This window comes from Hymenobacter ruber (assembly GCF_054783255.1).
The window spans coordinates 284,800-309,348 of the sequence record NZ_BAAGQX010000003.1 but is presented as its reverse complement, the minus strand read 5'-3'; the positions used below and the strand labels follow the sequence as shown (position 1 = coordinate 309,348).

Annotated in this window: 18 protein-coding genes; 7 read left to right on the top strand and 11 right to left on the bottom strand. The window is 62.1% G+C overall.

Annotated features, from left to right (window positions below):
* Window positions 1–79: 79 nt before the first annotated feature.
* The 3 genes from ACYVM5_RS08325 to ACYVM5_RS08315 all read right to left on the bottom strand — a co-directional run bounded on the left by ACYVM5_RS08325 (window position 80) and on the right by ACYVM5_RS08315 (window position 3,266).
* Window positions 80–1,651 (bottom strand): ABC transporter permease/substrate-binding protein, encoded by a 1,572-nt coding sequence (locus tag ACYVM5_RS08325; RefSeq protein ID WP_460617667.1) that lies wholly within the window; start codon window positions 1,649–1,651, stop codon window positions 80–82.
* Window positions 1,639–2,742 carry an ABC transporter ATP-binding protein gene (locus ACYVM5_RS08320; protein ID WP_460617666.1) on the bottom strand — a complete coding sequence of 368 codons (1,104 nt, stop codon included), beginning with the start codon at window positions 2,740–2,742 and terminating at the stop codon, window positions 1,639–1,641. The genes ACYVM5_RS08325 and ACYVM5_RS08320 overlap by 13 nt, the downstream gene beginning before the upstream one ends.
* A gap of 167 nt (window positions 2,743–2,909) precedes the next feature.
* Window positions 2,910–3,266 carry an ASCH/PUA domain-containing protein gene (locus tag ACYVM5_RS08315; RefSeq protein WP_460617665.1) on the bottom strand — a complete coding sequence of 119 codons (357 nt, stop codon included), beginning with the start codon at window positions 3,264–3,266 and terminating at the stop codon, window positions 2,910–2,912.
* A gap of 460 nt (window positions 3,267–3,726) precedes the next feature.
* Between ACYVM5_RS08315 and ACYVM5_RS08310 the strand changes: the two genes are divergently transcribed.
* Window positions 3,727–5,376 carry a M28 family peptidase gene (locus tag ACYVM5_RS08310; protein ID WP_460617664.1) on the top strand — a complete coding sequence of 550 codons (1,650 nt, stop codon included), beginning with the start codon at window positions 3,727–3,729 and terminating at the stop codon, window positions 5,374–5,376.
* 93 nt (window positions 5,377–5,469) lie between these two features.
* Here the strand turns inward: ACYVM5_RS08310 and ACYVM5_RS08305 are convergent, their stop codons facing one another.
* Window positions 5,470–9,456 (bottom strand): PKD domain-containing protein, encoded by a 3,987-nt coding sequence (locus ACYVM5_RS08305; RefSeq protein WP_460617663.1) that lies wholly within the window; start codon window positions 9,454–9,456, stop codon window positions 5,470–5,472.
* 226 nt (window positions 9,457–9,682) lie between these two features.
* Here ACYVM5_RS08305 and ACYVM5_RS08300 point away from each other — a divergent pair, with 226 nt between their 5' ends.
* A complete protein-coding gene (locus ACYVM5_RS08300; RefSeq protein WP_198069252.1) occupies window positions 9,683–10,105 on the top strand; it encodes a BrxA/BrxB family bacilliredoxin in 423 nt (140 codons plus the stop codon).
* 6 nt (window positions 10,106–10,111) lie between these two features.
* On the opposite strand, the gene ACYVM5_RS08295 is transcribed toward ACYVM5_RS08300, so the two are convergent.
* The gene (locus ACYVM5_RS08295) at window positions 10,112–10,612 is read right to left on the bottom strand and encodes an EamA family transporter (protein ID WP_460617662.1); all 501 of its coding nucleotides are present in this window, start codon (window positions 10,610–10,612) and stop codon (window positions 10,112–10,114) included.
* Window positions 10,613–10,775: 163 nt separating this feature from the next.
* A complete protein-coding gene (gene recQ / locus ACYVM5_RS08290) occupies window positions 10,776–12,980 on the bottom strand; it encodes a RecQ family ATP-dependent DNA helicase (RefSeq protein WP_460617661.1) in 2,205 nt (734 codons plus the stop codon).
* A gap of 350 nt (window positions 12,981–13,330) precedes the next feature.
* Between recQ and ACYVM5_RS08285 the strand changes: the two genes are divergently transcribed.
* Window positions 13,331–14,347, top strand: a complete 1,017-nt coding sequence (locus ACYVM5_RS08285) for a KpsF/GutQ family sugar-phosphate isomerase (protein ID WP_460617660.1) — start codon at window positions 13,331–13,333, stop codon at window positions 14,345–14,347.
* A 90-nt stretch (window positions 14,348–14,437) separates the two neighbouring features.
* Window positions 14,438–15,520 (top strand): mannose-1-phosphate guanylyltransferase, encoded by a 1,083-nt coding sequence (locus ACYVM5_RS08280; RefSeq protein WP_460617659.1) that lies wholly within the window; start codon window positions 14,438–14,440, stop codon window positions 15,518–15,520.
* A gap of 172 nt (window positions 15,521–15,692) precedes the next feature.
* Here the strand turns inward: ACYVM5_RS08280 and rlmB are convergent, their stop codons facing one another.
* Window positions 15,693–16,751 carry a TrmH family RNA methyltransferase gene (gene rlmB / locus ACYVM5_RS08275; RefSeq protein WP_460617658.1) on the bottom strand — a complete coding sequence of 353 codons (1,059 nt, stop codon included), beginning with the start codon at window positions 16,749–16,751 and terminating at the stop codon, window positions 15,693–15,695.
* Window positions 16,688–17,959: a GWxTD domain-containing protein gene (locus ACYVM5_RS08270; RefSeq protein WP_460617657.1), complete on the bottom strand. Its 1,272-nt coding sequence runs from the start codon at window positions 17,957–17,959 to the stop codon at window positions 16,688–16,690. Before ACYVM5_RS08270 ends, rlmB begins: the two co-directional genes overlap by 64 nt.
* A gap of 356 nt (window positions 17,960–18,315) precedes the next feature.
* Here ACYVM5_RS08270 and ACYVM5_RS08265 point away from each other — a divergent pair, with 356 nt between their 5' ends.
* Window positions 18,316–18,522: a hypothetical protein gene (locus ACYVM5_RS08265; RefSeq protein WP_460617656.1), complete on the top strand. Its 207-nt coding sequence runs from the start codon at window positions 18,316–18,318 to the stop codon at window positions 18,520–18,522.
* Between the two features lie 2 nt (window positions 18,523–18,524).
* Window positions 18,525–18,986: a nucleotidyltransferase gene (locus tag ACYVM5_RS08260; protein ID WP_460617655.1), complete on the top strand. Its 462-nt coding sequence runs from the start codon at window positions 18,525–18,527 to the stop codon at window positions 18,984–18,986.
* A gap of 80 nt (window positions 18,987–19,066) precedes the next feature.
* Here ACYVM5_RS08260 and ACYVM5_RS08255 read toward each other — a convergent pair whose 3' ends face one another.
* The 3 genes from ACYVM5_RS08255 to ACYVM5_RS08245 all read right to left on the bottom strand — a co-directional run bounded on the left by ACYVM5_RS08255 (window position 19,067) and on the right by ACYVM5_RS08245 (window position 23,936).
* Complete coding sequence (locus ACYVM5_RS08255; RefSeq protein WP_460617654.1) at window positions 19,067–22,078, bottom strand: protein O-mannosyl-transferase family; 3,012 nt, start codon at window positions 22,076–22,078, stop codon at window positions 19,067–19,069.
* A 198-nt stretch (window positions 22,079–22,276) separates the two neighbouring features.
* Entirely contained in the window at window positions 22,277–22,918 is a 642-nt protein-coding gene (locus tag ACYVM5_RS08250; protein WP_460617653.1) for a T9SS type A sorting domain-containing protein, read from the bottom strand.
* Window positions 22,919–23,177: 259 nt separating this feature from the next.
* Window positions 23,178–23,936 carry a biotin--[acetyl-CoA-carboxylase] ligase gene (locus ACYVM5_RS08245; protein WP_460617652.1) on the bottom strand — a complete coding sequence of 253 codons (759 nt, stop codon included), beginning with the start codon at window positions 23,934–23,936 and terminating at the stop codon, window positions 23,178–23,180.
* A 67-nt stretch (window positions 23,937–24,003) separates the two neighbouring features.
* On the opposite strand from ACYVM5_RS08245, the gene rsfS reads away from it, so the two are divergent.
* Entirely contained in the window at window positions 24,004–24,384 is a 381-nt protein-coding gene (gene rsfS / locus ACYVM5_RS08240) for an RsfS/YbeB/iojap family protein (protein WP_460555825.1), read from the top strand.
* Window positions 24,385–24,549: the final 165 nt, after the last annotated feature.

The following is a 24,549-nucleotide window of genomic DNA, read 5'->3' as shown; positions in this document are numbered from 1 at the left end:
CGATTGGCAGTAACTCAACCAGCCCAATCGTGATAAGGTCCTTCGCTGCGCTCAGGATGACAGCCATTCCAAGGCCAGACTACTCCCGCAGGTACCCGCCCAAATCCGACACGCTCACAATGCCCAACCGCTGCGCCTGCCGCCCGCGCATCAGCAGCGCATAGGTGTTGTTGAAGCCCAGCGGGGCCAGCCACTCCAGCCCGAAGCGCCGCCGGAACTCGGCCCGCACGTAGCTCAGCACCGCCGCCGGGCGGCCCCCCAGCGAATCGACCACTGCCGGCCGCGGCTGCAGCAACACCAGCAGCCCCGTGCCGGTGTACTCCGGGTACATATCAATGGCCCCGCTCTCCAAGGCTTCAAAGCAAATAGTAGTGCCGCCCAGGCCGGTTTTGGTTTCCACCGCCAGGTCGGTATTGCCCCGGATGAGGGCTGCGTACAGCTCGGCCAGGATGTATTGTTCGGCGAAAATCTTTGAGCCCAGCCGCACCACCGGCGCGCCCGCCACGGCCGCCCGCGCCGCCCGCCACAGCCCGCGCCGCCGCAAAAAGGCCTCGGCAATGGCCTTGGGGTCCTGGTGCAGGTAGTCGGCCCGGTAGTTCAAATCGGTCATCACCGAGTCCGAAATCTGCCCATCCAGCTTCGCCAGTACGGCCCCCAATTCCGGGTGGGTGCGCAGCAGCGCCGGCCGCACCACGGGCACGGCGTAGTAAGGCGGAAACACGCGGCGGTCGTCGCGCAGCACGCGCAGGCCGTAGGCCCGGATGCGGCCGTCGGTGCTGTAGCCGTCAATCACGTCCACGTCGGCGTGGCGGGCGGCCTCGTACACCAGCGCGGGGGCCAGCACCACGCTGGGCAGGTGCGTGAGGCCGTAGGCCTGGGTAAGTCCCGGCAGCCCATCGGCCCGCCCCACAAACTCGGGGCTGAACCCGGCCCGCAGCCGGCCCGTGGCCTGGGGCAGCAAATACAGCCCGCCCAGCAGTGGCAGCGCCACCAGCAGGGCCGCGCCCGCCCGGCCCAAGCGCTGGGTGCTCAGCTTTTGCACGCCGCCCAGCAGCGCATCAAATGCCAGCGCCAGCCCGGCGGCGGGCAGCGCCCCGGCCAGTATCATCACCGGATTATTCAGGGCGATGCCGCCGAAGATGAACTCGCCCAGCCCGCCCGCCGCCACGTAGGCCGCCAGCGTGGCCACGCCCACGTTTATCACCGTGGCCGTGCGAATACCGGCCATGAGCACCGGCAGCGCCAGCGGCAATTCCACCTGCCGCAGCACCTGCCCATCGGTCAGGCCCAGGCCCCGGGCGGCCTCCACCACCGCCGGCGGCACCCCCCGAATCCCCTCGAACGTATTGCGAATAATGGGCAGCAGCGAATACAGAAACAGCGCGAAAATGGCCGGCTTCGGCCCTATGCCCAGCAACGGAATCAGGAAGCCCAGCAGGGCGATGCTTGGCACCGTCTGGAGCACGCCGGCCAGGCCCAGCACCGCCGGGGCCCAGCGCGGCCGGCGCGACAAAAATAGCCCCAGCGGCACGCCCAGCAGCACCCCCAGTAGCAGCGAGCCCGCCGTGAGGCCGATGTGCTGCACCGTTTGCTCGCCCAGCTTGCCCGCCTGCTCGCGCCAGAAAGTGAACAGGGCAGTTAGCGTTTCCATGCGTCCTCCTCCCGTTGCAGCGCTTCGCCGAAGGCCGCCATCAATTCCGCTACCGTGAACGGGGCAGTGACCGTTGTGCCACTGGTAAGGGCTTCCAAGGCATCGTGCACGGTGGTCGTAGCAGTTAAATCGAGGGTCGGACCCCCGATTGCGACCCTTTTTAGCTCGATTTCGAGGGGCAGACCTTCGATATCGACTCTTTTTGGCTCGATTGCGCGGGTCGAAGGGCCGATATCGACCTTCGTTAGCTCGATATCGACTCTTTTGGGCTCGAAATCGAGCCTTTGATGGTCAATTAGGTAGGGCAGCGCCTGCGCATCCGGCAAAATATCGCCCAGCGTCAGCGTGCGCAGCTGCAACGCCAGCCGCTCGGCCGCGAAAAAATCCCGTACAAAGGCATTGGCGGGCCGAAACAGCAGCTCGCGCGGCGTGCCCAGCTGCTGAATTCGGCCGGCATCGAGCAGCATTATCCGGTCGGCCAGCTCGAAGGCTTCCGTCACATCGTGCGTCACGAGCACCACGGTCTTGGTTTTCAGTTCTTCCAGCTCCCGAAACTCGCGCCGGATGCCGGCCCGCGTCACCGGGTCGAGGGCCCCGAACGGCTCATCGAGCAGCACGATGGGCGGGTCGGCGGCCAGGGCGCGGGCCAGCCCCACCCGCTGCTGCTGCCCGCCCGAGAGCTGGTGCGGCAGCTGCCCGGCGTAGCGCCCGGGCGGCAGCCGCAGCCGCGTGAGCAGCGCCTCGGTGCGCGCCGCGATGGCCGCCGGGGCGTGCCCCAGCAGGCGCGGCACCACCGCGATGTTCTCGGCCACGGTGTAGTGCGGCAGCAGCCCCACCTGCTGAATAACATAGCCCATGCCGCGCCGCAACGCCTCGGGGCGCTGGGTCAGCACGTTTTCGCCGTTGATTTCCACGGTGCCGCCGTCCGGCTCAATCAACCGGTTGAGGAGTTTGAGAAGCGTGGTTTTGCCGCAGCCGCTGGGGCCCAGCAGCACCAGCGTCTCGCCGGCCGCCACCTCAAACGACACGTCCCGCACCACAGTGTGCGCACCAAACGACTTGCGCAAACCAGCGGCGCGGATAATAGGCATATGGGGGAGTCAAGAGGAATGAGTTTTTAATCGTCTGTCATCCTGAGCGGAGCGAAGGACCTTATCACCGGTGAGCAGTTTGCAGTGAAATCAACCGGCGCAAACACGATAAGGTCCTTCGCTCCGCTCAGGATGACAGACGACTTAACCCCTAACTCCCCATTCGGTTACCAAAGCCGGATATCGGTCATGCCCGTCGGGATGGGGGCCAGCTCGCTAAAGCCCAGCACGCACCAGCCGGGCTGCACCCCAAACAGGCCGCCTTCCAACACGTGGCTCACCCAGCGCGTGATGGTGCGGCCGGTGTACTGCTCACTATCGGGGTCGAACTCGCGGAGCAGGAGCAGGTCGCCCACCTGGAAGTTTTCTTCGTTGCGGCGCACGTCGAAGGGTTTGTTGCCGGCTTTCACGGCCGCGAAGCAGGCGGGCCAGGTCTTCAGGTCGTGGGTTTGCCGGTGCGTGGGGTCCGTGATTTGAAACTGGGGGGCAATAGCATCGGAATAAGAAGTCAGGGAAGTAGTCATGGCGATAGTTGTTTAGCAAAGGAGCCGGCCAACTGGCCAACCGGGCGGGCGTGGGTAGCCTCAAAAGGCGCTGCCACGCGGCCGGGGCTCACCCGCCGAATGACGGGCTTATATCCTCAAGATAGTTAATAAAATAGGGACAAGGGCTAATAACGCGAAGCTAATCAGTATAGTTCGTCCTGATTATTTCAATGCGCTGGCCCGTTTGGTCGGTCCGGCCGGGACCGTTTTGGGGGATTAGGCCCGGCAAAAACGATTGTGGAATGCCCGGCTTCTTCGCCGGTTTCCGCCGGTCGCCTGACGTTACGCGCAGGTTATATTTTTTATCTCCCAACTGCTGCGCCCGGTGCTAGCGTGCTGTAGGGTGCGGGGCTTGCCCCCGCCCGTCGTCGAACGATGCCCGGCCAATCTGTTCGACGACGGGCGGGGGCAAGCCCCGCACCCTACGTTTCTTTGCATCATGAGACTCTCCATTTCGCCCTTCCTGGCCGCTTTGCTGCTGAGCACCGCTGCCCACGCGCAGGCCCCGCTCACCGTGCCCAAGCCCGTGGCCGCCGCCCTCGAACAAGTAAAGCCGGCCGACATCAAAGCCCACATCGCCTACCTGGCCGATGACCGCCTGCTGGGCCGCAAAGCCGGCACCCCCGGCTACCAGATGGCCGTCGACTACGTAACGCAGCAGCTGAAAATCCTGGGCGTGCAGCCCGCCGGCGAGGGGGGGACATTCATCCAGAAAGTGCGCCTGCGCCGCGCCTTCCTGCAGCCCGGGGCCACCTTCGCGGCCCGCGATGCGCAGGGGGCAACGCTGCCCCTCACCGCCGGCCAGGACTATATCGTGTATCCCAGCCCCGAGCTGCCTGCCACCAGCGTGCAGGATGCGCCGCTGGCCTTCGCCGGCTTTGGTATCAGCGCGCCGGAGCTGGGCTACGACGACTACGCCGGCCTCGACGTGAAGGGCAAGGTGGTGATGATTGTGCGCGGCGCGCCCCGCACGTTTGCCTCCACCGTGGCCTCGGCCAGCCAGGATTTGGCCGGGCTGCTGAAGGCGGCCATCAACCACGGCGCGGTGGGCTTTATCCTCGCCTCGGCCCACGCCGGCACCCTGCCCGACCTCAAGGCCGGTACTTACAGCGTGCTTGGGGCCGATGGGAAGGTGGCCGTGTCGCGCACCTTCGCGGTAGGCAGCCGGCAGCAGTTCTACGGGGCGGTGAATGCCGCCACGCTCCAGCGCCTGCTGCAAACGGCAGGGCTGGATACCACGCAGGCGTTTGCGGCCATTCGGAGCGGCAAGCCGGCCTCGGCGGGGCTGAAAGCAACGATTAGCGCCAGCGCGCAATCTCGGTACCAGGATATTGAGAGCTACAACGTGGTGGGCAAGTTCGTGGGCTCCGATGCGAAGCTGCGCGACGAGTACGTGGTGCATTCGGCCCACCTCGACCACCTCGGCGTGACCGCGCCAGTGAAGGGCGACTCCATCAACAACGGCGCGCACGACAATGCCTCGGGCGTTTCGTGTGTGCTTGAAATCGCCAAAGTCTACTCCAAATTGAAGGAAAAGCCGAAGCGCACCATGCTCTTCGCCTTCATGACCGGCGAGGAGCTGGGCCTGCTGGGCTCGTCGGCCTTCGCGGCCAATCCCACCGTGCCCAAGGCCAAAATCGTGGCCGATATCAACATGGACATGCCCACCCTCATTGCCCCGCTGCTGAGCGTGGTGGCGCTGGGGGCCCCGCACTCCACCCTGATTGAACCCGTGAAAAAGGCCTGCGCCTACATGGCCATCGACCTCGAAAACGACCCCGAGCCCGAGCAGAACCGCTTTATTCGCAGCGACCAGTACAGCTTCGTGACGGCCGGTATTCCGGCCCTGCACATCAAATACGGCAACAAAACCGCCGACGGCCGCAACAACCTCAGCGAAGACGTGCAGAAATGGCGCGCCGTGACCTACCACAAGCCGCAGGATGACATCAACGGCCGCTTCGACTTCGAGGCCGGCCGCAAATACGTGCAGCTGTGCTTCCTCATCGGTTACCAGGTAGCGCAGGACCCCGCCCGCCCAACCTGGAACAAAGGCGACTTTTTCGGCCAGCGCTACGGCCGCCGGTAAGGGCTGAATCAGTCCCGTTTACACGCAGAAAAACGAACTAAAAAAGGCCGGGCGACTATCGCCCGGCCTTTTTTGTTTGAAAATCAGCTGCCGCTATTCCAGCACGAGGTGGCGGGCAGCGGGCGTGCCACCGGCCGGCGTGTACAGCAGGTCGTAGAGGCCGGGGGCCAGGCCGGTGCGCAGGATGCGCTCCAGTGGTGCGCCGGTTTGCTGCACCGATTCCTGCCACACCACGCGGCCCAGGGCGTCAATCAGCCGCAGGCTCACCCGGCCGGTGAAGGCGGGCAGGCGCAGGTTGAGCGCCGTGCCGCTGGGCGTGGGGTTGGGCCAGGCTTCGAAGCCCACGGCGTTGGCTGCCGAGGTCATGGACAGTACGCCGTCGTTCACCTGCACATTGTCGAGGTACAGGTTGTTGCCGTACTGGTTGCGGCCGATAAAGCGCAGAACTACGCTGTGGCCGCTGTAGGCCGTCAGGTCCACGGTTTCGCGGCGCCATTCGCTGGCGGCGGTGGGCGTGAAGGTGGGCAGGCTGGTGCCGGTGGGCAGGTTGGTGAGGGCGCTTTTGGCGTAGGGGCGGCCCAGCACGAGGCCGGTGCAGGCATCGGCTACCTGCACGCTCAGCGAGTCGTTGTCCGTGACTGTCCCGCCGGCCGTGCTGGAGAAGGCGCGGTAGGCCACATCAAACCGCAGGGTGGGCGCGGCGGCCCCGGTGCGGGTCAGGTTGAGAGCGGGCGAGTACACCGCAATGCGCTCGCCCCGGTTGGGGTCGGAGGCAAACGGCACCACCAACGCACGCGTGGCCGTGCCCGTGCTCCCGATGATGTTGCTGACCACTGCCCAGGGGTAAGCCGGGGTGGGCGTAACCAGTGTCCAGCCGCGCGGCAGGGTGGCTGCAGCGTTGAAATTCTCGGTAAATGGCGTGGCTGCCTGGCCGTCCACATCCACAATAAGCGTGGTGGTGGTGCTGCCGTAGGGGTTAGTCACAATCAGCGTAGCGGTGTAGTTGCCGGCTGTGGCGTAGGTAACCGCGCCGGGGTTGGCGCTGGTCGACGAAGCCGGTGAGCCGCCCGGAAAGCTCCAGGCATACGTGCTCGGGCAGTTCAGTGTGGTGCTGCCAAACGTGACTGCGCCGCCGTGGCAAATGCTGGGGTTGGTGCTCGTGATGGTGGGCGTCGGGGCTTTGCCGCCTACTTCCACCACCACCGAGCTGGTGCTGCTGCCGTAGGCATTGCTCACGGTGAGGGTGACGGTGTAGTTGCCGGCCGTGGCGAAGCTCACGCCGCGCGGGGTAGCCGTGGTTGAGGTCGATGGCGAGCCGCCGGGAATGGTCCAGGCGTAGGTGGTGGGGCAATACAGTGCCGTGCTGCCAAACGTCACAATTTCGCCGGGACAGATAACGAGGCTGGTGTTGGTGATGGTAGCCACCGGGGCGCGGCCCGTTATCACCACCACGCCGGTATCGGTGCGGGCCACGGTGCCGGCGGCGTTGCTCACGCTCAGCGTCACGCTGTGGCGGCCGGGCGTGTTGTATGTCACATTGGGGTTGCGCAGGGTGGAGGTAGCCGGCGTGCCGCCCGCGAACGTCCAGGCCCAGGAAGTGGGGCGAAACAGCGAAGAATCAGTGTATTGCACCTGCAGGCCGGGGCAGCCGGTGGTGGGCTGGCTGTAGGTATAAAGCGGCGTGGGCGCGGGCGTGCGGCTGCCCACCACAATATCATCGAAGGCGCGGCCGGCCCCGGCGGTGGCCGTAGCACCGCCACGGCCATACTGCTGAAACTTGATGCGGATGTCGTTGCCCAGCGTGAGGCTATTGGCCGTGGCGAAGGCCGTCAGGTCCACCGTTTTGGTTTGGAAGGTAGTGGTGGCGTTGGTGCCGGTCAGGTCGAAGATGCGGTACCAGCTGGTGCCGCCGTCCACGCTCAGGGCCACGCCGTCGGTGTTGCTGCGGCCCGTAAACTGCGCGGGCATCAGCTCATCGGTTTCGGCCGAGAACTTACGCTCGCGGAAGGTCAGCTGCAGGTTGCTGGCCGTGGCGCCCTGCAAAAACAGGGTGGCCTCATTCAGCGAAAACACCGAGGTGATGCCCGGCTGCGCATCCATCACCAGGCTCTGCACACCCGACGCCGGAGCCAGCGTCAGCACCTGCGGGCGGGCCGCGCCGTAGCCGTTCACGTTCCAGCTCACCGGCAGGGCCCCTTTCTCGAGGTCTTCGGCCACGGGCGGCGTGGCGGCCACCACGGGGCCATACAGCGCCGTAAAGGCATCAATCAGGCCGGGGCCGGTCAGCGCGTCGGTGGCCGTGGTGCCAAGGAGGCGGGCGCTGCCCACCAGGCGGCTATACACTTGGGTGGGCGTGAGGGCCGGCTCCGCTGAGCGCAGCAGCACCGCTACCGCCGCCGCATGTGGGGCCGCGGCCGAGGTGCCGAAGAAGTTCGGGAAGCCGTCGTTCTCATAGTCACTGCCAAAAAAAGTGGTGTTCGTGCCATCCACGGCTGCGATGTTGGGCTTCTGACGCACCATGGCGGTGCTCAGCGCCACGCCCGTGGGCGAGAATAGGTAGGTAATCGGCCCGGCTTTCGAGGTGAAGCTTTCGGGCACGCGCTGGTTGTAGTAGGGCACGGCGGCCACGGCAAACGCCTCGGCGGCCGAGGAATGGCCGTAGGAAGTGTGGCTGCCGGTGAGCCACTCCGAAGGGCTGGCGCTGCCGCGGTTCACATACTTCAGGCGGGCCGGCTGGATGCCGCCTTTCCACACTATCACTAGGTCGAAAGTGGTGGTGCCGGTAGCGGCGGAGTTAGTAAAGAAAATGGGCTCCATGGGCACTTGCGTGAGCACGTTGCGCGCATTGCTCCGGAACACAGTGTCCACCGCGCCGGTGCTTCTTACCCCCAAAATGAACATGTCGAGGTCCGTCCGCACACCGCTGGTGGTGTAAAACGGGTCGGACCATTGCAGCACCGGGTAGAAAGTGCCCCCGCTGGGGATGGTGATGCGCTGCGTGAGGTCGGTAGTAGCGCCCGATACGTCGAAGTTGAGGCAGCGCACGCCGTTGGCGTTGGCCACAAACTGCGGGGCGGTGGTTTCGTAGCTCTTGTCGGCATAGTTGCCGGCCGACGCGAAATATGTCACATTCGAGTTGCTCACCACGTCGGTAACAGCCTGCGCAATAACCCCATCCTGAAAGTAAGGCTCGGTGAAGTAGCGCACGTCGTCCACAATCACCTTGCAGGCGCCACCGGCCGTACTGGCCAGGTCGCGGATGTGCTGGGCAAAGGTGCCCTCGCCCCCATTGGCCGTGCTGAACACCTGCGCCGCTCCGGGCGCAAGGTCATAAATGAGCTGGCACATGCCGCGGCCTTCGTCGGTGTTGCCGCTCTCGACCAGCACGCGCACGCCGGCGGCGGGCAGGTCGCCCGAGGCCACGTCGGTGGCTGCCCCGCCCAGGTAGTTGAATGAATCACTGAGTACGCCAATGGTCACGCCGGCCCCCGTTATCTGGCGGGGGCGAGTGGCGCGGGCGCGGGCCGCTTCCAGCACGTAGTCGGCCTGGCTCGTCACCAGGCCGCCATCGGTTTCGGGCTCGAAGGAAGCCGTGATGCCCAGCAAGCCATTGCTAACCAGTGCATCGGCGTTGGCCAACTGGCTGACGGGCAGCATGCCTTCCACAAAATGCAGCTTCGGATAAGAGGCCGTCACCTCAAAGCCCCGGCTCTGGAGGCTGGGCAGCAGCGCCGCCACGTCTTTGGCCGTGATGTGGACCAGCACCGTGGGCTGGCCCGCTTGCTGGCCAAAGCGCAGGTGCGGGTGGCTGGCCCGCAATTGGCTGGCCGTGAGGGCTTCCGTTTGGCCGGTGCCGCTGGCCTGCACCAGCAGGCGCTGCAGCTCGGCATCGAGGCGCGGGCTGGCTTTGGCGGGAGCTTTGATGATGGGCGTGGCCACGGTTTTGTGCTGGGCGCGCAACACCTCGGCGGTGGGGCGCGGCTGCACCTGGGCCGATGCCGGCTGGCCCAGGCTGGCCCAGGCCGTCAGGCCCAGCAGCACGTTCAGTCCCAGCCGATAAGCGGGTAGAGAAAATCTCATATAATGGAATTAAATAGTAAGAAGTTTGGAAAGATTTGTGACGCAACAAGGTAGGCTGAATATCTGTAAAGATGCCGCCTTTCGCCGGATTAAAATGGGCTGCCGCGTAATGGGTTCGCCGCTCGAACCTTTTGGGCCACTGCGAACTTATGTGGGACAGTCCGGCCCATGCCGTACTTTTGTACCCGCCCGCGGCCGCGCCGCTTTTTAAATAATACCTACGACAATGGCAGTTTATCCCGAATACATGGTGGCCCCCATCCGCCAGGACCTCACCGAAGTTGGTTTCGAGCAGCTCATGACCCCTGAGGAGGTTGAATCCGCCCTCGCCTCAAATGAAGGCACCGTGCTGGTGGCTGTGAACTCGGTGTGCGGCTGCGCCGCCGCCAAAGCTCGTCCGGCCCTAAAAATGGCCCTCGCCAGTGCCGACAAAAAGCCCGGCAAACTGGTAACGGTGTTCGCCGGCATGGAAACCGACGCCGTGGCCAAAATGCGCGAGCACCTGCTCCCGTACCCTCCCTCGTCCCCCTGCATCGCCCTGTTCAAGGACGGCGAGCTGGTGCACATGATTGAGCGCTACCACATCGAAGGCTCCGACGCCATGCGCATCGTGAACAACCTGCAGGGCGCGTTCGAAGAGTATTGCTAACCTGAGCTAAGCCACCGGCTTGGATTCGTAGATGGTCGCTCCGCTTGCGGGGCGACCATTCTTTTTAGTGTTGCCGGGCTTCTCGGCGGGTTTGGCGAAGGCAATAAGCAGCGCGCCGCTGGCCATCAGGCCCGCGCCGGCAATCACCTGCCACGTCAGCTTTTCTTTAAGGAAAACGGCCGCCAGCGTCACCGAAAACACCAGTGTGATATTGGTGAGCGGCGACACCCGCGAGGCATCGCCAATTGAGAGCGCCCGAAATACGAGCAGCGACGACGTGGCCGTGAGCACGCCCGCCACCACTAGCACCAGCCAGGTTTTACGCTCAATCTTGCCGATGTGGGGCAGCAAGTCCTGCACCAGCACGGTGCCCCAGGCCACCAGAAGTATTAGTACGGCCTCAATGGCAAACACCAAGCTGGGCGGCACGTCCTTAATCGCGGATTTCGACAGCGTGACCACCGAGGCCGAAGCCAACGCGGCCAGTAATGCGAAGATAATCCACATGTTAAGATTCCAAAAGCGTCTGCCGAGCTACGCGCTAAGCACCCATGTCAATACGCGACGAATCCAACAGGGTTCGTGATGCAGAAACCGGAAAACGTTTCGGAAAACGAAAAAGCCGCTCTGGGCGGAGCGGCTTTTGGGCTTGTTATTGAAGCAGGAATTATTAGTTGGCTACCTCGCTCAGGAATTTCACGCGCACCAGGCGCAGCTCCTCTTCCGTAAAGTCGTCGCCCAGCTTTTTCATCGCCACGGCAATATTGTCGGTGCTGGCCGCCATGAAATAATCGTAAATCTCGTCCTGCACTTCTTCTTCCACCATTTCCTCCAGGTAATAGTCGATGTTGAGGCGGGTGCCGGAGTAGCAGATGTGCTCGATTTCCTCCATCAGTTCGGCCATCGTGATGCCTTTGGACGAGGCGATGTCCTCCAGCATCATCTTCTTGTCGATTTGCTGGATGATGTAGATTTTGATTTTCGAGCGGTTCACGGCTGACTTCACCACCACGTCCTCGGCGGTTTCGATGTCGTTGTCTTCCACGTACTTCTTGATGGCGGCCACGAACGGCGCGCCAAATTTCTGGGCCTTGCCCTGGCCCACGCCCGATACGTGCGTGAGGTCGTGCAGCGAAGTAGGATAGGTGGTGGCCATCTCCTTCAGACTCGGGTCCTGGAAGAGGACGTAGGGCGGCAGGTTTTTCTGCTTGGCTACCTGCTTGCGCAGCTCCTTTAGCTGGGTGAACAGGGCCTCGTCGTGGCCGGCGGCGTGCTGCACTTCCTCCTTTTCCTCGTCGGCCTTCTGTTCCTCATCGAAATTATGGTCCTTCGTGAGCGTGATGGAGCGCGGGTTTTCGATAAAATCCATGCCCTTATCGGTGATGCGAACCAGGCCCAGGCTGTCGATGTCCTTCTCCAAAAAGCCGTTCAGCAGGCACTGGCGCAGCACCGAATGCCAGAACTGCGCATCGCCCAATTCCTTGCCCTGGCCGTAAATGGGCAGCGCATTGTGCGCGTAGCTTTCAATATGCGGGTTGTTGAGGCCCAGCAATACCTGACCAATATGGTTGAGGTTAAACCGGGCTTCCGTTTGCACCGTGGCGCGCAGGGCCAGGCCCACGGCCGCTTCGCCCTCAAACCGCTCCTTGGGGTGGCGGCAGTTGTCGCAGAAGCCGCAATCGGTGTCCAGCTGCTCGCCGAAATAGTGTAGCAGCTGGCGGCGGCGGCACACGGCGCTTTCGGCGTAGTTGGTCATCTCGGCCAGCAGCTGGTGGGCGTTGTCGCGCTCCGTCACCGGCTTGTCCTTGCTGAACTTCTCCAGCTTGAGAATGTCGTCGTAACTGTAAAACATCAGGCAGTTGCCCTCCAGGCCGTCGCGCCCGCCACGGCCGGTTTCCTGGTAGTAGCCCTCAATGGATTTGGGCGCATCGTAGTGAATCACGAAGCGCACGTCGGGCTTATCGATGCCCATGCCGAAGGCGATGGTGGCCACAATCACGTCGCACTCCTCGTTCAGGAAAGCATCCTGATTATCAATGCGTACCTGCTGGTCGAGGCCGGCGTGGTAGGGGCGGGCGCGCACATCGTTCACGCGCAGCAGCTCGGCAATTTCCTCCACTTTCTTGCGGCTCAGGCAATAAATGATGCCCGCTTTGCCCTTGTGCTGCTTCACGTACTGAATCAGCTGCTTTTTGGTGTTGTGCTTGGCGCGCACCTCGTAGTAAAGGTTGGTGCGGTTGAAGCTGGTTTTGAACACGCTGGCATCGTCCATGTGCAGATTTTTCTGGATGTCCAGCTGCACTTTGGGCGTGGCCGTGGCCGTGAGGGCGATAATCGGCACGTTGCCGCCTAGGTTGTCGATGATGCCACGAATCTTGCGGTATTCGGGGCGGAAATCGTGGCCCCACTCCGAAATACAGTGGGCCTCGTCAATCGCCACGAAGCTAATGGTCGACTTCAGCAGGAAGTCGATGGTGTCGTCTTTGGTCAGGCTTTCGGGGGCCACGTAGAGCAGGCGAACTTCGCCGCTCATCACGTCTTTTTGCACCCGTTTCATCTCGGTTTTGGTCAGGGTCGAATTGTACACCTGCGCATTAACGCCGAAGGCCCCGAGCTGGTCGACCTGGTTTTTCATCAGGGCGATGAGGGGCGAAATGACGATGGCGGTACCCGGCACCACCAGAGCCGGCAGCTGGTAGCACAGGCTTTTGCCCGCGCCGGTGGGCATAATCACAAACGTGTTGTGCCCGGCAAGTACGTTTTGAATAACAGCCTCTTGCGTGCCCCGAAACTGGCCGTAGCCGAATACTTCTTTAAGTGTATGTTTCAAATCGGCCGTAAGGACCGGGGCTTCTTGGAGGGCAACTGATGACATAGGACGAAAGCATTAATGAAATGCGCACCGGCTCGCGGTTCATAACGAAGATAAGCAATAGCCTCAATTTTTAGCATGAAAAATGGTGTTTTTCATGAATTGTGGAAAACAATTTATTCATATTGCTGCCGCTTCCGCAACGGGAAGAAGCTATTTGGAAACTTCGCGCTTCCGAGCCGGTCCATCTATGAAAAGCAGCTGTTTCTAAAGTAGCGGGCGCCTCAATTTGATGTAATTGAGTAGCCGGTCCGAAGTAAATTATCCATTAACCCAAGCAAGCTGGTTTTGGCCGATAGAAGCGGGCTAAGCTTCTTTCCCCCAATTTTGCAATAACATTTCGTGTCTTATCCATGCCTGTTACTCTTCATTCTGAGAATGCCGCGCCCGGCGTTGTTCCGGCCTCCGCCGATGTGCTCGCCATTGCCCGCCAGGTGCTGCACGAAGAAGCCGACGCCGTGCGCGCCGTGGCCGATGCCCTGGCCGCTACGCCTGATTTCGTAGCCTGCGTGCAAGCCATTCTGCAACTGAAAGGCCGGGTGGTGGTCACCGGCATTGGCAAAAGCGCCCACATCGCGGGCAAAATTGTGGCCACGCTCAACAGCACCGGCACACCGGCCCTGTTCATGCACGCCGCCGATGCCATCCACGGCGACCTGGGCATGATTCAGCCCGAAGACTTTGTGATTGCCATCAGCAAAAGCGGCGACACGCCCGAGATTAAGGTGCTGGTGCCGCTGCTGCGCCGCAAGGGCGTGCCGTTGGCCGCGCTCGTGAGCAACGCCGACTCCTACCTGGCCCAGCAGGCCACCTATGTGCTGCACGCCCCCGTGACCAAGGAGGCCTGCCCCAACAACCTGGCCCCCACCACCAGCACCACCGCCGCGCTGGCCCTGGGCGATGCGCTGGCCGTGTGCCTGCTCGAAAGCCGCCAGTTCACCGCCGCCGACTTTGCCCGCCTGCACCCCGGCGGCACCCTCGGCAAGCGCCTCTACCTGAAAGTGGGCGACCTCAGCCGCCAGAACCAGCGCCCCCAGGTGCAGGAAGACGCGCCGCTAAAGGACGTGCTCCTGGAAATATCCGGCAAGCGCCTCGGAGCCACCGCCGTACTCGACGCCACGGGCCAACTGGCCGGCATTATTACCGATGGCGACCTGCGCCGCATGCTGGGCAGCTTCTCGGACCTGGAAAAGCTCAAGGCCCGCGACATCCTTACGCCCCGGCCCGCTACGATTGATGTGGAAGACTTTGCCGCCGAAGCGCTGGCCCGGATGCAGAGCCGCAACATCACGCAGCTGGTGGTAACGGAGGATGGGCAGTTCGCCGGGTTCATCCACCTGCACGACTTATTGCGCGAGGGACTGGTTTGATTATATTATTTATTTAATATATAATATTTATTGACTAAATAGCAGCCATCAAGCCGCACTCCGTACTGCGTTCTCCTTTACATTTGCCCAATGAATTCCACTTACATCGTCGTCATGGCTGGCGGTATTGGCAGCCGGTTCTGGCCGTTCAGCCGCACCAACCACCCCAAGCAGTTTCATGACGTGCTGGGCACGGGCCGCTCCATGCTCCAGCTCACCGTGGACCGTTTCAAAGGCATCTGCCCGCCCGAAAACGTGTTTGTAGTGACCAACCGCGACTACGTGGACCTGGTGCAGGAACACCTGCCCCACCTGCCGATGGACCAGATTCTGGGCGAGCCCATTGGCCGCAACACCGCACCTTGCATTGCCTACGCCAGCTACCGCATTGCGCAGCGCGACCCGAAAGCCACCATCATTGTGACGCCCGCCGACCACGCCGTGCTGCGCGAAGACGAGTTCCGCCGCCTCATTGGTATCGCCGTGGCCGCTGCCCGGGCCAGCGACGTGCTCATCACCCTCGGCATCCAGCCCTCGCGGCCCGATACCGGCTACGGCTACATCCAGTACATGGACGAGCAGAGCCTGCCCGGCGGCCAGCTGCACAAGGTGAAAACCTTCACCGAAAAACCCAATCTGGAGCTGGCCCGCATGTTTGTGGACAGCGGCGACTTTCTCTGGAATTCCGGCCTGTTTGTATGGCGCGCCGAGGTTATCATCAATGCCTTCCACCACTATCTGAGCGACATCGCCGAAGTGTTTGACGAAGGTGCCGACCAACTGGGCACGCCCGAGGAGGAAGAATTCATCAGCCGGGCCTACTCGCGCTGCCGCAACATCAGCATCGACTACGGCGTGATGGAAAAGGCGGACAACGTGTACGTCCTGCCCGCCGACTTCGGCTGGAGCGACGTGGGCACCTGGGATTCGCTGCACCGCATCGGCCACCACGACGAAAACAACAACATGATAAGCGGCGACGTGCTGCTCTACGACACCACCGGCTGCGTCATCAAAACCCCCGCCGACCGTCTCGTGGTAGTGCAGGGTTTGGAGGACTATATCGTGGCTGAGTACGACAACGTGCTGCTCATCTGCAAGCGCAGCGAGGAACAGCGCGTGAAGGATTTCGTGGCCGATGTGAAGGCCAAGAAGGGCGGCGGGTATAATTAGGGCGTGCCCTATCAGAATCAGCCATAGTCTTTTATCATAAAGCCCCGGTACTGTGCAGTACCGGGGCTTTATGTTTAGTTTGTCATCCTGAGCGCAGCGAAGGACCTTATCACGTTTGAACAAATAAGTGATGACGTGATAAGGTCCTTCGCTGCGCTCAGGATGACAGTTCCTACTCTGCCTGCGCCACCCGCTGGCGAGCCACTTCAAACAGCATGATGCCGGCGGCCACGCCCACATTCAGGCTCTGAATCTGGCCGGTCATGGGTACTTTCAGCTTCACGTCGGCTAGGTTCAGCAGGTCGGGCGAGATGCCGTCTTCTTCCGAGCCCATGAGCACGGCAACGGGGCCGCTGAAATCGACTTCGGCAGAACCCACGGCCTCTTCGGCTTTCTCAGTACAGGCCACTACCGTGATGCCAGACTGCTGGAGAAAACGGATGGTTTCGTGCAGGCTCACCTCGCGGCACACCGGCAGGATGTTGAGCGCGCCGGCGCTGGTTTTCAGCGCGTCGCCGTTGATTTGCGCCGCGCCGCGGCTGGGCACCACGATGGCCTGCACGCCCAGACATTCGGCCGTGCGGGCAATGGCGCCGAAGTTGCGCACATCGGTAATGCGGTCGAGTAGCAGCAGGAAGGGCACTTTGCCTTCCTCAAACAGGCCCGATACGATGTTATCCAGCGGCGCGTAGTCGATGGGCGACACGAAGGCTACCGCGCCCTGGTGGTTTTTGCGGGTCAGGTTGTCGAGCTTCTCCACGGGCACCATCTGCACCTGGATGCCGGCCTCGCGGGCGGCGGTGGAGATGTCCGTGACAAGGCTGTTTTTGGTGCCGCGCAGCAGGAAAATCTTTTCCAGCGTGCGGCCGGCGCTCAGCGCTTCCAAGATGGGGCGCAGGCCAAACAGCATGTCGATGCTGGAGGACTGGGCCGGGCGGTTTTCGTAGCGCGGCCGGTTGGAGCCGCCTTCGCGGTTGCGGAAGGGCGGGCGCGACTCGCCGCGCTCGGAGCGGCCCGTGCGGCCTTCGGGCGCATCGTCCTGGTTGTCGGAGCCGCCGCGGCCACGGGGGCGGGCGGGGCGGTCGTCGAACTCAGCGCCGCCACGGTCGGGGCGGAACTGTTTCGGGGTGACGGGGCGGTTGGCGCCATCGTAGAAGCGGCGGCCGGCTACCGGGCGGGCAGGTCGCTGGGGACGTTCGGGCCGGTCAGGGCGGTCAGTGGGGTTCTCCATTTTTCAACGGCGGCATACCAGAGCAGTTCGTACTCGGGCCGGCGCACCAATTCGTAGTAATCAGGGGCAAAGGTACTCGGCCGGGGCCGGAAGGTGTAGGTGATGGGCCCGCCGCCCAGCCCGCCATCGGAATAAAACCACCGCTCCTCGCCGTTGAACAGCCGCCGCACGCTCGGCGGCGGCCCCAGCACCACGTACAGCAGGCCCCTATCGGTGAGCCAGCCGGCCTTGTGAGCAGCAAACAGGCGGTTGGCCGCCGTGACGCGGCCGTAGAATTGCCGAATCAGTTCCTTGCCCTGGCGCTGGTTGCCTTTGGCAATGTCGAGCCAGAATTTATCTACCGCCCGCTTGGGGTCGGGTGCATCAGTCAGGCGCTGGCGCTCCTGGCTGGTGGTGAGGTAGCGCAGCGGCTCAATCAGCTCCGAAGCGGTGGTGAGGGCGGGGTAATTATTCGCCCCCACCAGCACGGCCAATGTGCGCGTGGGCATCCCGCCAGCGCCGCCCACCTTCAGCGCATACAGGCCGGGCTCGCGGAAGCGCAGCAGTCCGCCGGGCCGGGCCTCGGCCGAGTCGAGGACGGGCAGCAGGCGCGGGCCGGCGGGCATGGCGGCGGAGCTGGTCATGGGCGGCAGGGCAGGGGTGGGCGTCACGGCGTAGCGCTTCCAGCGCACGGGCTGCATCAGGCCGTAGCTGTCCACGCCGAAGGTTTCGCCGGCCCGCACATAGCGGCGGGCCAGGGGCTGCCCGGCCGAGTCGGTGAGCACGAAGGGCCGCGCCAGCACGGCTTCGGTCAGGCGCAGCCAGGCAGTTGTGGCGGGGTCCTGGTAGTCGTCTTTGGTATCGGCGGGGGCGGTGGTGAGCTGCAGGATGGCCCCGGCGGGCACGCGGGCGGCGGCGATGCAGAAGCTGAGGCGCAGGCTGCCGTCGGCCTCGGGGCGCGGGTGCTGCTGGCGGCGCGCGATGCTGTCCTGCCACAGCGGCAGCTTGGCTTCGTAGCTGGGCCAGGCGGCCAGGCGCAGCGGGTGGCCCGGCCCCAGGCGGGCGGGGGCGGGCAGGCGCAGGTAGAGGCGCAGGCTGTCGCCCTCGCGGCGGGTGTCCACGTCCAGGTGCGGGGCGTCGCGATAGAGGCCGGCGTAGTCGGGGCGCGGGGCCAGGGGCGCGAAGGCCATGAGCACAAATACAACCAACAAAAGCAAGCGAACCAGCATACTCTAAAGCTACGGGAAAACGGACGGGAAGGCCAACGAAGAACCTGCCCGAAATGAGGTATTGGGTAGCGAATGCTGCGGCGGGCCTCGCTTGCTCCCAACTCATCGGGTTGGACGTAAGTGCGGCCCGCCGGAGCCCTTGTCACTTCCTGCCAAAGGCAAAGGCGGTCCGCCGGAGCACTTGGCACAAGGAGACAAGTGCTCCGGCGGACCGCACCTGCTTCCGTCACCTTGTTCCCATGGCAGTTGAGAAATTGTTGAAACAGGCCGGTGTTCAAGCGAGAACATCCTGAGCGGTTCTCATTTGTGTAAATTTGAGAGTAATAAGACTTGCTGCACCATAACATCTCCTTTCCATGTCTTTCCGCCTCGACCGCACCGCATTTCACGCAGGTACCCACGCCGAAACCGAAGCCTACCACCGAGCGCAGGAGCCCGCCAACCTGGCCGAGCGTCTGCGCGTAGCCATGTACCTCAACAGCGTGGCCTTCAATTTCGATGTGAATAACCCGCCACGGCTGGACCGAACGGCGTTTTCATACCGCGCCCACGCAGAGCGCTAGGTATGGGCAACATTTTCAACGAGGACTTTCGGGATTTTCTGGCGGCCCTGCGGCGCAATGCTGTCCGGTACGTGCTGGTGGGCGGGTATTCCGTCATTCTGCACGGCTACAGCCGCACCACCGGCGACTTGGATATCTGGGTCGAAAAAACGGCAGACAACTACGCGCTGCTGGCGCGGGCTTTTCTTGACTTTGGGATGCCCACGTTTGATATGACCGCCGAAAACTTCCTGAACCGGCCCGATTTCGACGTGTTCACCTTCGGGCGCTCGCCGGTTGCCATCGACATCATCACCTCACTAAAGGGCCTGGACTTCGCCGATGCCTACGCCCAAGCCACCGATACTGAAGTCGAAGGCCTCACCGTGCGGCTGATTCACTACCAGCATCTATTGCAAGCCAAACGAGCTGCCGGCCGCCCCCGCGACCAAAACGACCTGGATAACCTACAGAGCCGCCATTAAAAAAGGCCGGTCCGCACACTGCGGACCGGCCTTTTCCGTGACCAAAAAATTGCTCAGTCACCGATTTACTCAGTCACTCCCTAGCGCGGGTAGTACTGGTTCATCAGGCCCAGGGCCTTTTCGCTGCGGGGCTTGTCTCCCGCCAGTTCGGCGGCGCGGTACACGCTTTGCAGGCCCAGGAGGTAGCCGCGCTGGTCGTCCTCAAACAGGCTGCCGTCGGGCTTGGTGGCGTAGTAGGCCAGCATTTGCTCCGAGCGTTGGGTCATGGTGTCAAGAATCTGGTCGGCTTTGGCTTTTTCGCCGCCTGCCACCAAGGCGGGCACCAGCTGGGGCGAGTAGTAGTCGTAGGGAATCGTATTGTCGGGCATCAATTCCATGGCTTTGTCGGCCACTTCCTTGGCCTTGGCCACGTTGTTGGACGCCAGGTAGGCGTTGGCCAGGCGGGCGAACTTGTCGCGGTAGTTGGCCGGGAAGCGCAGGTTGTTCTCGTCGTAGAAAATCTTCGGGTTTTGCAGGCCGCGGTAGCTGAAATCCTTCAGCAGGCGCTGGTAGGTGAGGTCTTTCTCCACGAAGCCTTCATCGCCGGAGCGGGGGTCGTAGTTCGGGTCTTTCAGCGGTAGCAGGCGGTAGGCCATGCCTTCGAGCTGGAAGTAGGGCTGCAGGTTCATGTAGTCGCTCGGGGCCACGGTGCTGCTGAAGTAGATGGGCCGCTGCCAGTTGTTGGTGGCAATCATGTCTAGAATCACCAGGTTTTTCTTCTCGATGGCGCGCTTGCCCATGCTCCATTCCATCTTGCTCACGAGCTGGCCCTCCCGGTCTTTGGGGATGATGCCGAGCTTTTTCACGGCCATGGTATCAATGGGTAGGAAGAAGTTAGGTGTGGGGAAGCTCATCATGCTCGGGCCGTTTTCCTGGTACTGCACTTGCAGCAGCGGGTTGTTGCCTTTCACCAACTCAATGAATTCCTTGAGGTTCACGCTGGGCACGGCCGGGTTGGCGGCGAAGGGCAGCATGTCGTTGGTGCCTTGGGCGTAGGCCGCGGCGGGCATCGAGATGGGGAAGCCCTGCGAGAGGTAGGAGCGGCGCTTCATCTGGGCGATGTACCAGTCGGTGTTGAGGTAGCTGAGCACGGCCACGCGCACGTCGGTGCGGAAGCCCTCCACCTCCTGGGCGTACCAGAGCGGGAAGGTGTCGTTGTCGCCGTTGGTGAACAGGATGGCGTTCGGGGCGCAGCTATTCAGCAGGTTTTTGGCCGAATCCACCGAGTTGTAGCGGTTGCTGCGGTCGTGGTCGTCCCAACCTTGGGCCGCCATAATGCCCGGAATCAACAGGCCCACGGCTAAGGCCAGGCCGGCCCGCAGCCCATCGGCCTTCACCACTTTGCCGAATAGTTCGGCCAGCCCCAGCACGCCCAGTCCTATCCAGATGGCAAAGGCAAACGTGGCCCCGGTGAAGGTGTAGTCGCGCTCACGCGGCTCGCGCGGCGGCTGGTTGAGGTAAATCACGATGGCCAGGCCCGTCATCAGAAACAGCAGGCCGGTCACCCAGGCATCCTTGCTGTCGCGCCGGCTCTGGAACCACAGGCCGATGAGGCCGAGGATGAGCGGCAAAGCCAGGAAGTTGTTGTGCGCCGGGCTCTCGCCGATGCGGGGCGGCAGCGACTTGGCGCTGGCGCTGAACGGCGTCACCACGCCCGCCTGCTGCACGTCGGACTCGCGGCCCACGAAGTTCCACATGAAGTAGCGCCAGAACATATGGCCCATCTGATAGCGGAACAGGAAGCCCAGGTTCTGGCCCATGGTGGGCTTCACGCCGTCCTGAATGTCGACCCACTTCTTGTAGTTGGCAATCTGGTCGGGCTCGTAGCTGTAGATGCGGGGCAGCAGCATCTTATCTTCGTCGCGGTACACGGGCTCCTGCTGGCGCGGCAGAATCTCCTTGTAGGTGTTGGTCTTGAGGTCGCGGGCGTAGCGGGGGGCACCTTCGGCGTAGTCCACCGGCTGGGCGTTGAACTGCGGGCCGTAGAGCAGCGGGCGCGAGCCGTACTGCTCGCGCTTGAGGTAGCTCACGAAGCTCAGCACATCCTCAGGGTCATTCTCGTTGATGGTAGGCTGGAACGAGCTGCGAATCGGCACAATCAGGTAGCTCGAATAGCCAATCAGGATGAACACGAAGCAGAGCATGGCCGTGTTCAGCAACTGGCTGCGGCGCTGAAAGGAAAGGCGGAAGCCAAACCAAATCAGTCCAATAAACACAATCAGGAAGATGAACAGGCCCGAGTTGAAGGGCAGGCCCACGGTGTTGATGAAGAACACCTCGAAGCCCCCTGCCAGCGTGGGCAGGCCCGGGATAATGCCCACTAGGATGGAGCCCACGATAATCATGCTCACCACCATCACGATGATGCCGCCTTTCAGCGAAGGATTGGCGGTGCGGCGGTAGTAGTAGATGAAGCCCAGGGCGGGCAGCGTGAGCAGGTTCAGCAAGTGAACTCCGATGCTGAGGCCGATGACGTAGGCAATCAGAATGAGCCATTTATCCGAATCGGCTTCGTTGGAATGAGCTTCCCACTTCAGCATAATCCAGACCACGGCCGCCGTGCACAGGGCCGACATGGCGTAAACCTCGCCCTCCACGGCGTTAAACCAGAACGAATCGGAAAAGGCAAAGGCCAGCGCGCCCACCACGCCCGCGCTCAGAATGAGCAAGCTCTGGTAGCCGCTGGGCTCGATGGCTTCGGCGGCCAGGCCGCTGTTGCCCGTGGCCTCGCGCAGCACCAGCTTGCGGGCCATGCGGGTGATAATCCAGAACAGAAACAGGACGGTGAAGGCGCTGCTCAGCCCCGACAGGGCGTTGATGAGCACGGCCACCTTCGTCACGTCGCCAAACGAAAACAGCGAGAACAGACGGCCCAGCAGCAGGAACGTGGGCGCCCCCGGAGGGTGGGGCACCAGCAGCTTGTAGGAGCAGGCAATGAACTCGCCGCAGTCCCAGAACGAAGCGGTAGGCTCCAGGGTGAGCAGGTAGGTGACGGCGGCAATGGCAAACACGAGCCAGCCGACGAGGTTGTTCAGGCTTTTAAAAGAGCGCATAGAAACGAATGGGACACAAGACACCGGCACATGCGCAAGCCGCACACTACCGGAAGAAGCAACGAGCAAATCGGTGAAAAGGCAAAAGTAGGCAATGCACCGTTGCACTGATGCTTGCGCGAAACCAATTCGGGCTAGAAACACAAAAAGCAGCCCGAGGCTGCTTTTTGGTCAAATGATTTGGACGAAGCGAGTGGATCAGTTCTGAAGCACGAGGCGCTTGGTGCTGGCTACCTTGCCATCCACCACCAGGCTGTAGAAGTATACGCCGGTGCGCAGTTCGCTCAGGTCAAGCGGCAGGCCGGCGGTGGTCAACTCGGGCTTAAGGGCAATGGTGCGCACTTCCTGGCCGATGATGTTGCTCAGACGCAGCTGGTAAATGCCCGCGCCGATTTTCTGGTTGAGCTGCACCGTCACTTGGCCGTGGCTGGGGTTGGGGTACACATTCACGTCAATACCGGCTGCTTTGGCATCCAGCGTGGCCGTAGTGGTGCGCTGCGTCACGTTAATTAAGCCATTCATGGTCTGGCCAATAGGCTGGCCGGGTGCGCCATGCGCCAGGCAGTAATACGGAATAGCTCCCGCCGTATTGAAGGTGATATCCCGGGTGGGGCTGGCTGAGCTGAGGGTGAACAGTGGAATGGACGTATTATCGTCCGATACCGTGGGGTGCTGGCCGCTTTGCAGGACAAAATGCACTACATCGCCGGTCTGAATATTGACCGTCAGGGGCGAGTAAAAATTGCTGCCAATCGTGACCGTCACCGTTGTGGCAAAGGCCGAGGCCAGCGGCAGCAGCAAAGCCGCCAGGAGCACTAAACAGCGAGTAGAGAGTTTCATAGCTGACGCAGAAAAAGTGAAGGCGAAATTTGAAAAGGTTGTGGATAAGGCTTTGACAAGCACTGTGCCGAATTCCCTTTCCCTCAAATTAACACCCCGAAAATTATTTCAGTTTGATAGACCGGTGAAAAAGGCAACCGTTTAAGCCAACGCTACTGACAACTCGGCGGAAGCTGGGAATTAGTTGCCTGAAAAGAATTATTTTTTTCACTGCTCCCAAACTTTATCAGCCTGATGCCGAAACAGGCGGCCATGGTTGCTAGCCGTGCCGAATTTCCTGCAAGCCGAAGCGCCGCAGCTCATTGCCAATGGCCACGGCCAGCCGGCCATCTTCTTCCACCCCGACAATCTGGCCGCTCACCGGCTGCCCGTCGATAATAAACGGGTGAATTTCCTGGTAGCGGTAGAGGGCCTGTAAATAATCGCGCCGCAAGGTGCTCACCTGTCCGGCCCGCAGTTGCAGGTAGCGCCGCTCCAGGCACTCCAGCAGGCGGGCGGCCAGCGCGGCGCGGTCGTAGGCGCGGCCAGTGAGGCGGGCAAACGAAGTGGCCGTGGGTAGCTCAAAGGCTTGTTGGTTGATGTTCAGGCCAACGCCAATGATGCTATATTGAATTTTTGAGCCGCTCAGGCTGTTCTCAATCAATATGCCGCCCAGCTTTTGATTACCATAATACAGGTCGTTGGGCCATTTTACTTTGAGCTCCGGGCCAGGCCCGAGCAAAGTCGCAGCCCAGTCGTGCACCGCCAGGGCCACGGCCTGGCTGAGGCGAAACTGCTCGGTGGTGGCCAGAAACGTAGGCTGCCACACCACCGACAGCATCAGGTTTTCGGCGGGGGCGGCCACCCATTGGTTGCCACGCTGGCCCCGGCCGGCGGTCTGAAAGTCCGTTATGACGGTGCAGCCTTCGCTGGCCCGGTTTTGGACTATCAAATTCTGAGCCTCCGAATTGGTCGAGGGGCAGGCCGGCAACCATACTAATTGCTGGCCCGTGAACAGGGTTTTTGGAGTGACAACCACGGCCTTCTTTCGCGTATCCTTAACTTCGTAGACTTTCGGCTGTAAAGCTCACACCTAACAAGACAATATGAAAAGCACGTTGGTCCGTCAGGATTCAGACACATTGGCAGATTTGGTCGTTCGCGGCATGCAAGACAAGAAGGCATCCGACATCGTGGTGCTGAACTTGAAGGAATTAAAAAATGCCGTTGCCGATTATTTCATCATCTGCTCGGCCAACTCCGATACGCAGCTCGAAGCCGTGGCCCGCTCGGTAGAAGAAGAAATCGAAAAAGTAACCGGTGAAAGCCCCTGGCAAACCGAAGGCCGCACCAACCGCGAGTGGGTGCTGCTCGACTATGTGGACGTGGTGGTGCACGTGTTCCTGCGCGACCGCCGCAAGTTCTACGCCCTTGAGGAGCTGTGGGGCGATGCCGACATCAGCTACATCGAATCGGAGCCAGCGTAAGGCGTTTGGTCTGAACCTGTCATCCTGAGCGCAGCGAAGGACCTTATCACGCGTGAATAGTTTGCAGTAATGCCAAACGGCACGGGTATGATAAGGTCCTTCGCTGCGCTCAGGATGACAGAAAAGCCGCTTCGCTGTAAAATAAAACTGCTTCCCGAACGTCTG

Excerpts from the sequence above, each read along its gene's own strand:
- ACYVM5_RS08315 (WP_460617665.1), bottom strand. The coding sequence starts at position 3,266 with ATGACTACTTCCCTGACTTCTTATTCCGATGCTATTGCCCCCCAGTTT.
- ACYVM5_RS08280 (WP_460617659.1), top strand. The coding sequence starts at position 14,438 with ATGAATTCCACTTACATCGTCGTCATGGCTGGCGGTATTGGCAGCCGG.
- ACYVM5_RS08285 (WP_460617660.1), top strand. The coding sequence starts at position 13,331 with ATGCCTGTTACTCTTCATTCTGAGAATGCCGCGCCCGGCGTTGTTCCG.
- recQ (WP_460617661.1), bottom strand. The coding sequence starts at position 12,980 with ATGTCATCAGTTGCCCTCCAAGAAGCCCCGGTCCTTACGGCCGATTTG.
- ACYVM5_RS08250 (WP_460617653.1), bottom strand. The coding sequence starts at position 22,918 with ATGAAACTCTCTACTCGCTGTTTAGTGCTCCTGGCGGCTTTGCTGCTG.
- ACYVM5_RS08265 (WP_460617656.1), top strand. The coding sequence starts at position 18,316 with ATGTCTTTCCGCCTCGACCGCACCGCATTTCACGCAGGTACCCACGCC.
- rlmB (WP_460617658.1), bottom strand. The coding sequence starts at position 16,751 with ATGGAGAACCCCACTGACCGCCCTGACCGGCCCGAACGTCCCCAGCGA.
- ACYVM5_RS08295 (WP_460617662.1), bottom strand. The coding sequence starts at position 10,612 with ATGTGGATTATCTTCGCATTACTGGCCGCGTTGGCTTCGGCCTCGGTG.
- ACYVM5_RS08310 (WP_460617664.1), top strand. The coding sequence starts at position 3,727 with ATGAGACTCTCCATTTCGCCCTTCCTGGCCGCTTTGCTGCTGAGCACC.
- ACYVM5_RS08320 (WP_460617666.1), bottom strand. The coding sequence starts at position 2,742 with ATGCCTATTATCCGCGCCGCTGGTTTGCGCAAGTCGTTTGGTGCGCAC.
- ACYVM5_RS08300 (WP_198069252.1), top strand. The coding sequence starts at position 9,683 with ATGGCAGTTTATCCCGAATACATGGTGGCCCCCATCCGCCAGGACCTC.
- ACYVM5_RS08305 (WP_460617663.1), bottom strand. The coding sequence starts at position 9,456 with ATGAGATTTTCTCTACCCGCTTATCGGCTGGGACTGAACGTGCTGCTG.
- rsfS (WP_460555825.1), top strand. The coding sequence starts at position 24,004 with ATGAAAAGCACGTTGGTCCGTCAGGATTCAGACACATTGGCAGATTTG.
- ACYVM5_RS08270 (WP_460617657.1), bottom strand. The coding sequence starts at position 17,959 with ATGCTGGTTCGCTTGCTTTTGTTGGTTGTATTTGTGCTCATGGCCTTC.
- ACYVM5_RS08325 (WP_460617667.1), bottom strand. The coding sequence starts at position 1,651 with ATGGAAACGCTAACTGCCCTGTTCACTTTCTGGCGCGAGCAGGCGGGC.
- ACYVM5_RS08260 (WP_460617655.1), top strand. The coding sequence starts at position 18,525 with ATGGGCAACATTTTCAACGAGGACTTTCGGGATTTTCTGGCGGCCCTG.
- ACYVM5_RS08255 (WP_460617654.1), bottom strand. The coding sequence starts at position 22,078 with ATGCGCTCTTTTAAAAGCCTGAACAACCTCGTCGGCTGGCTCGTGTTT.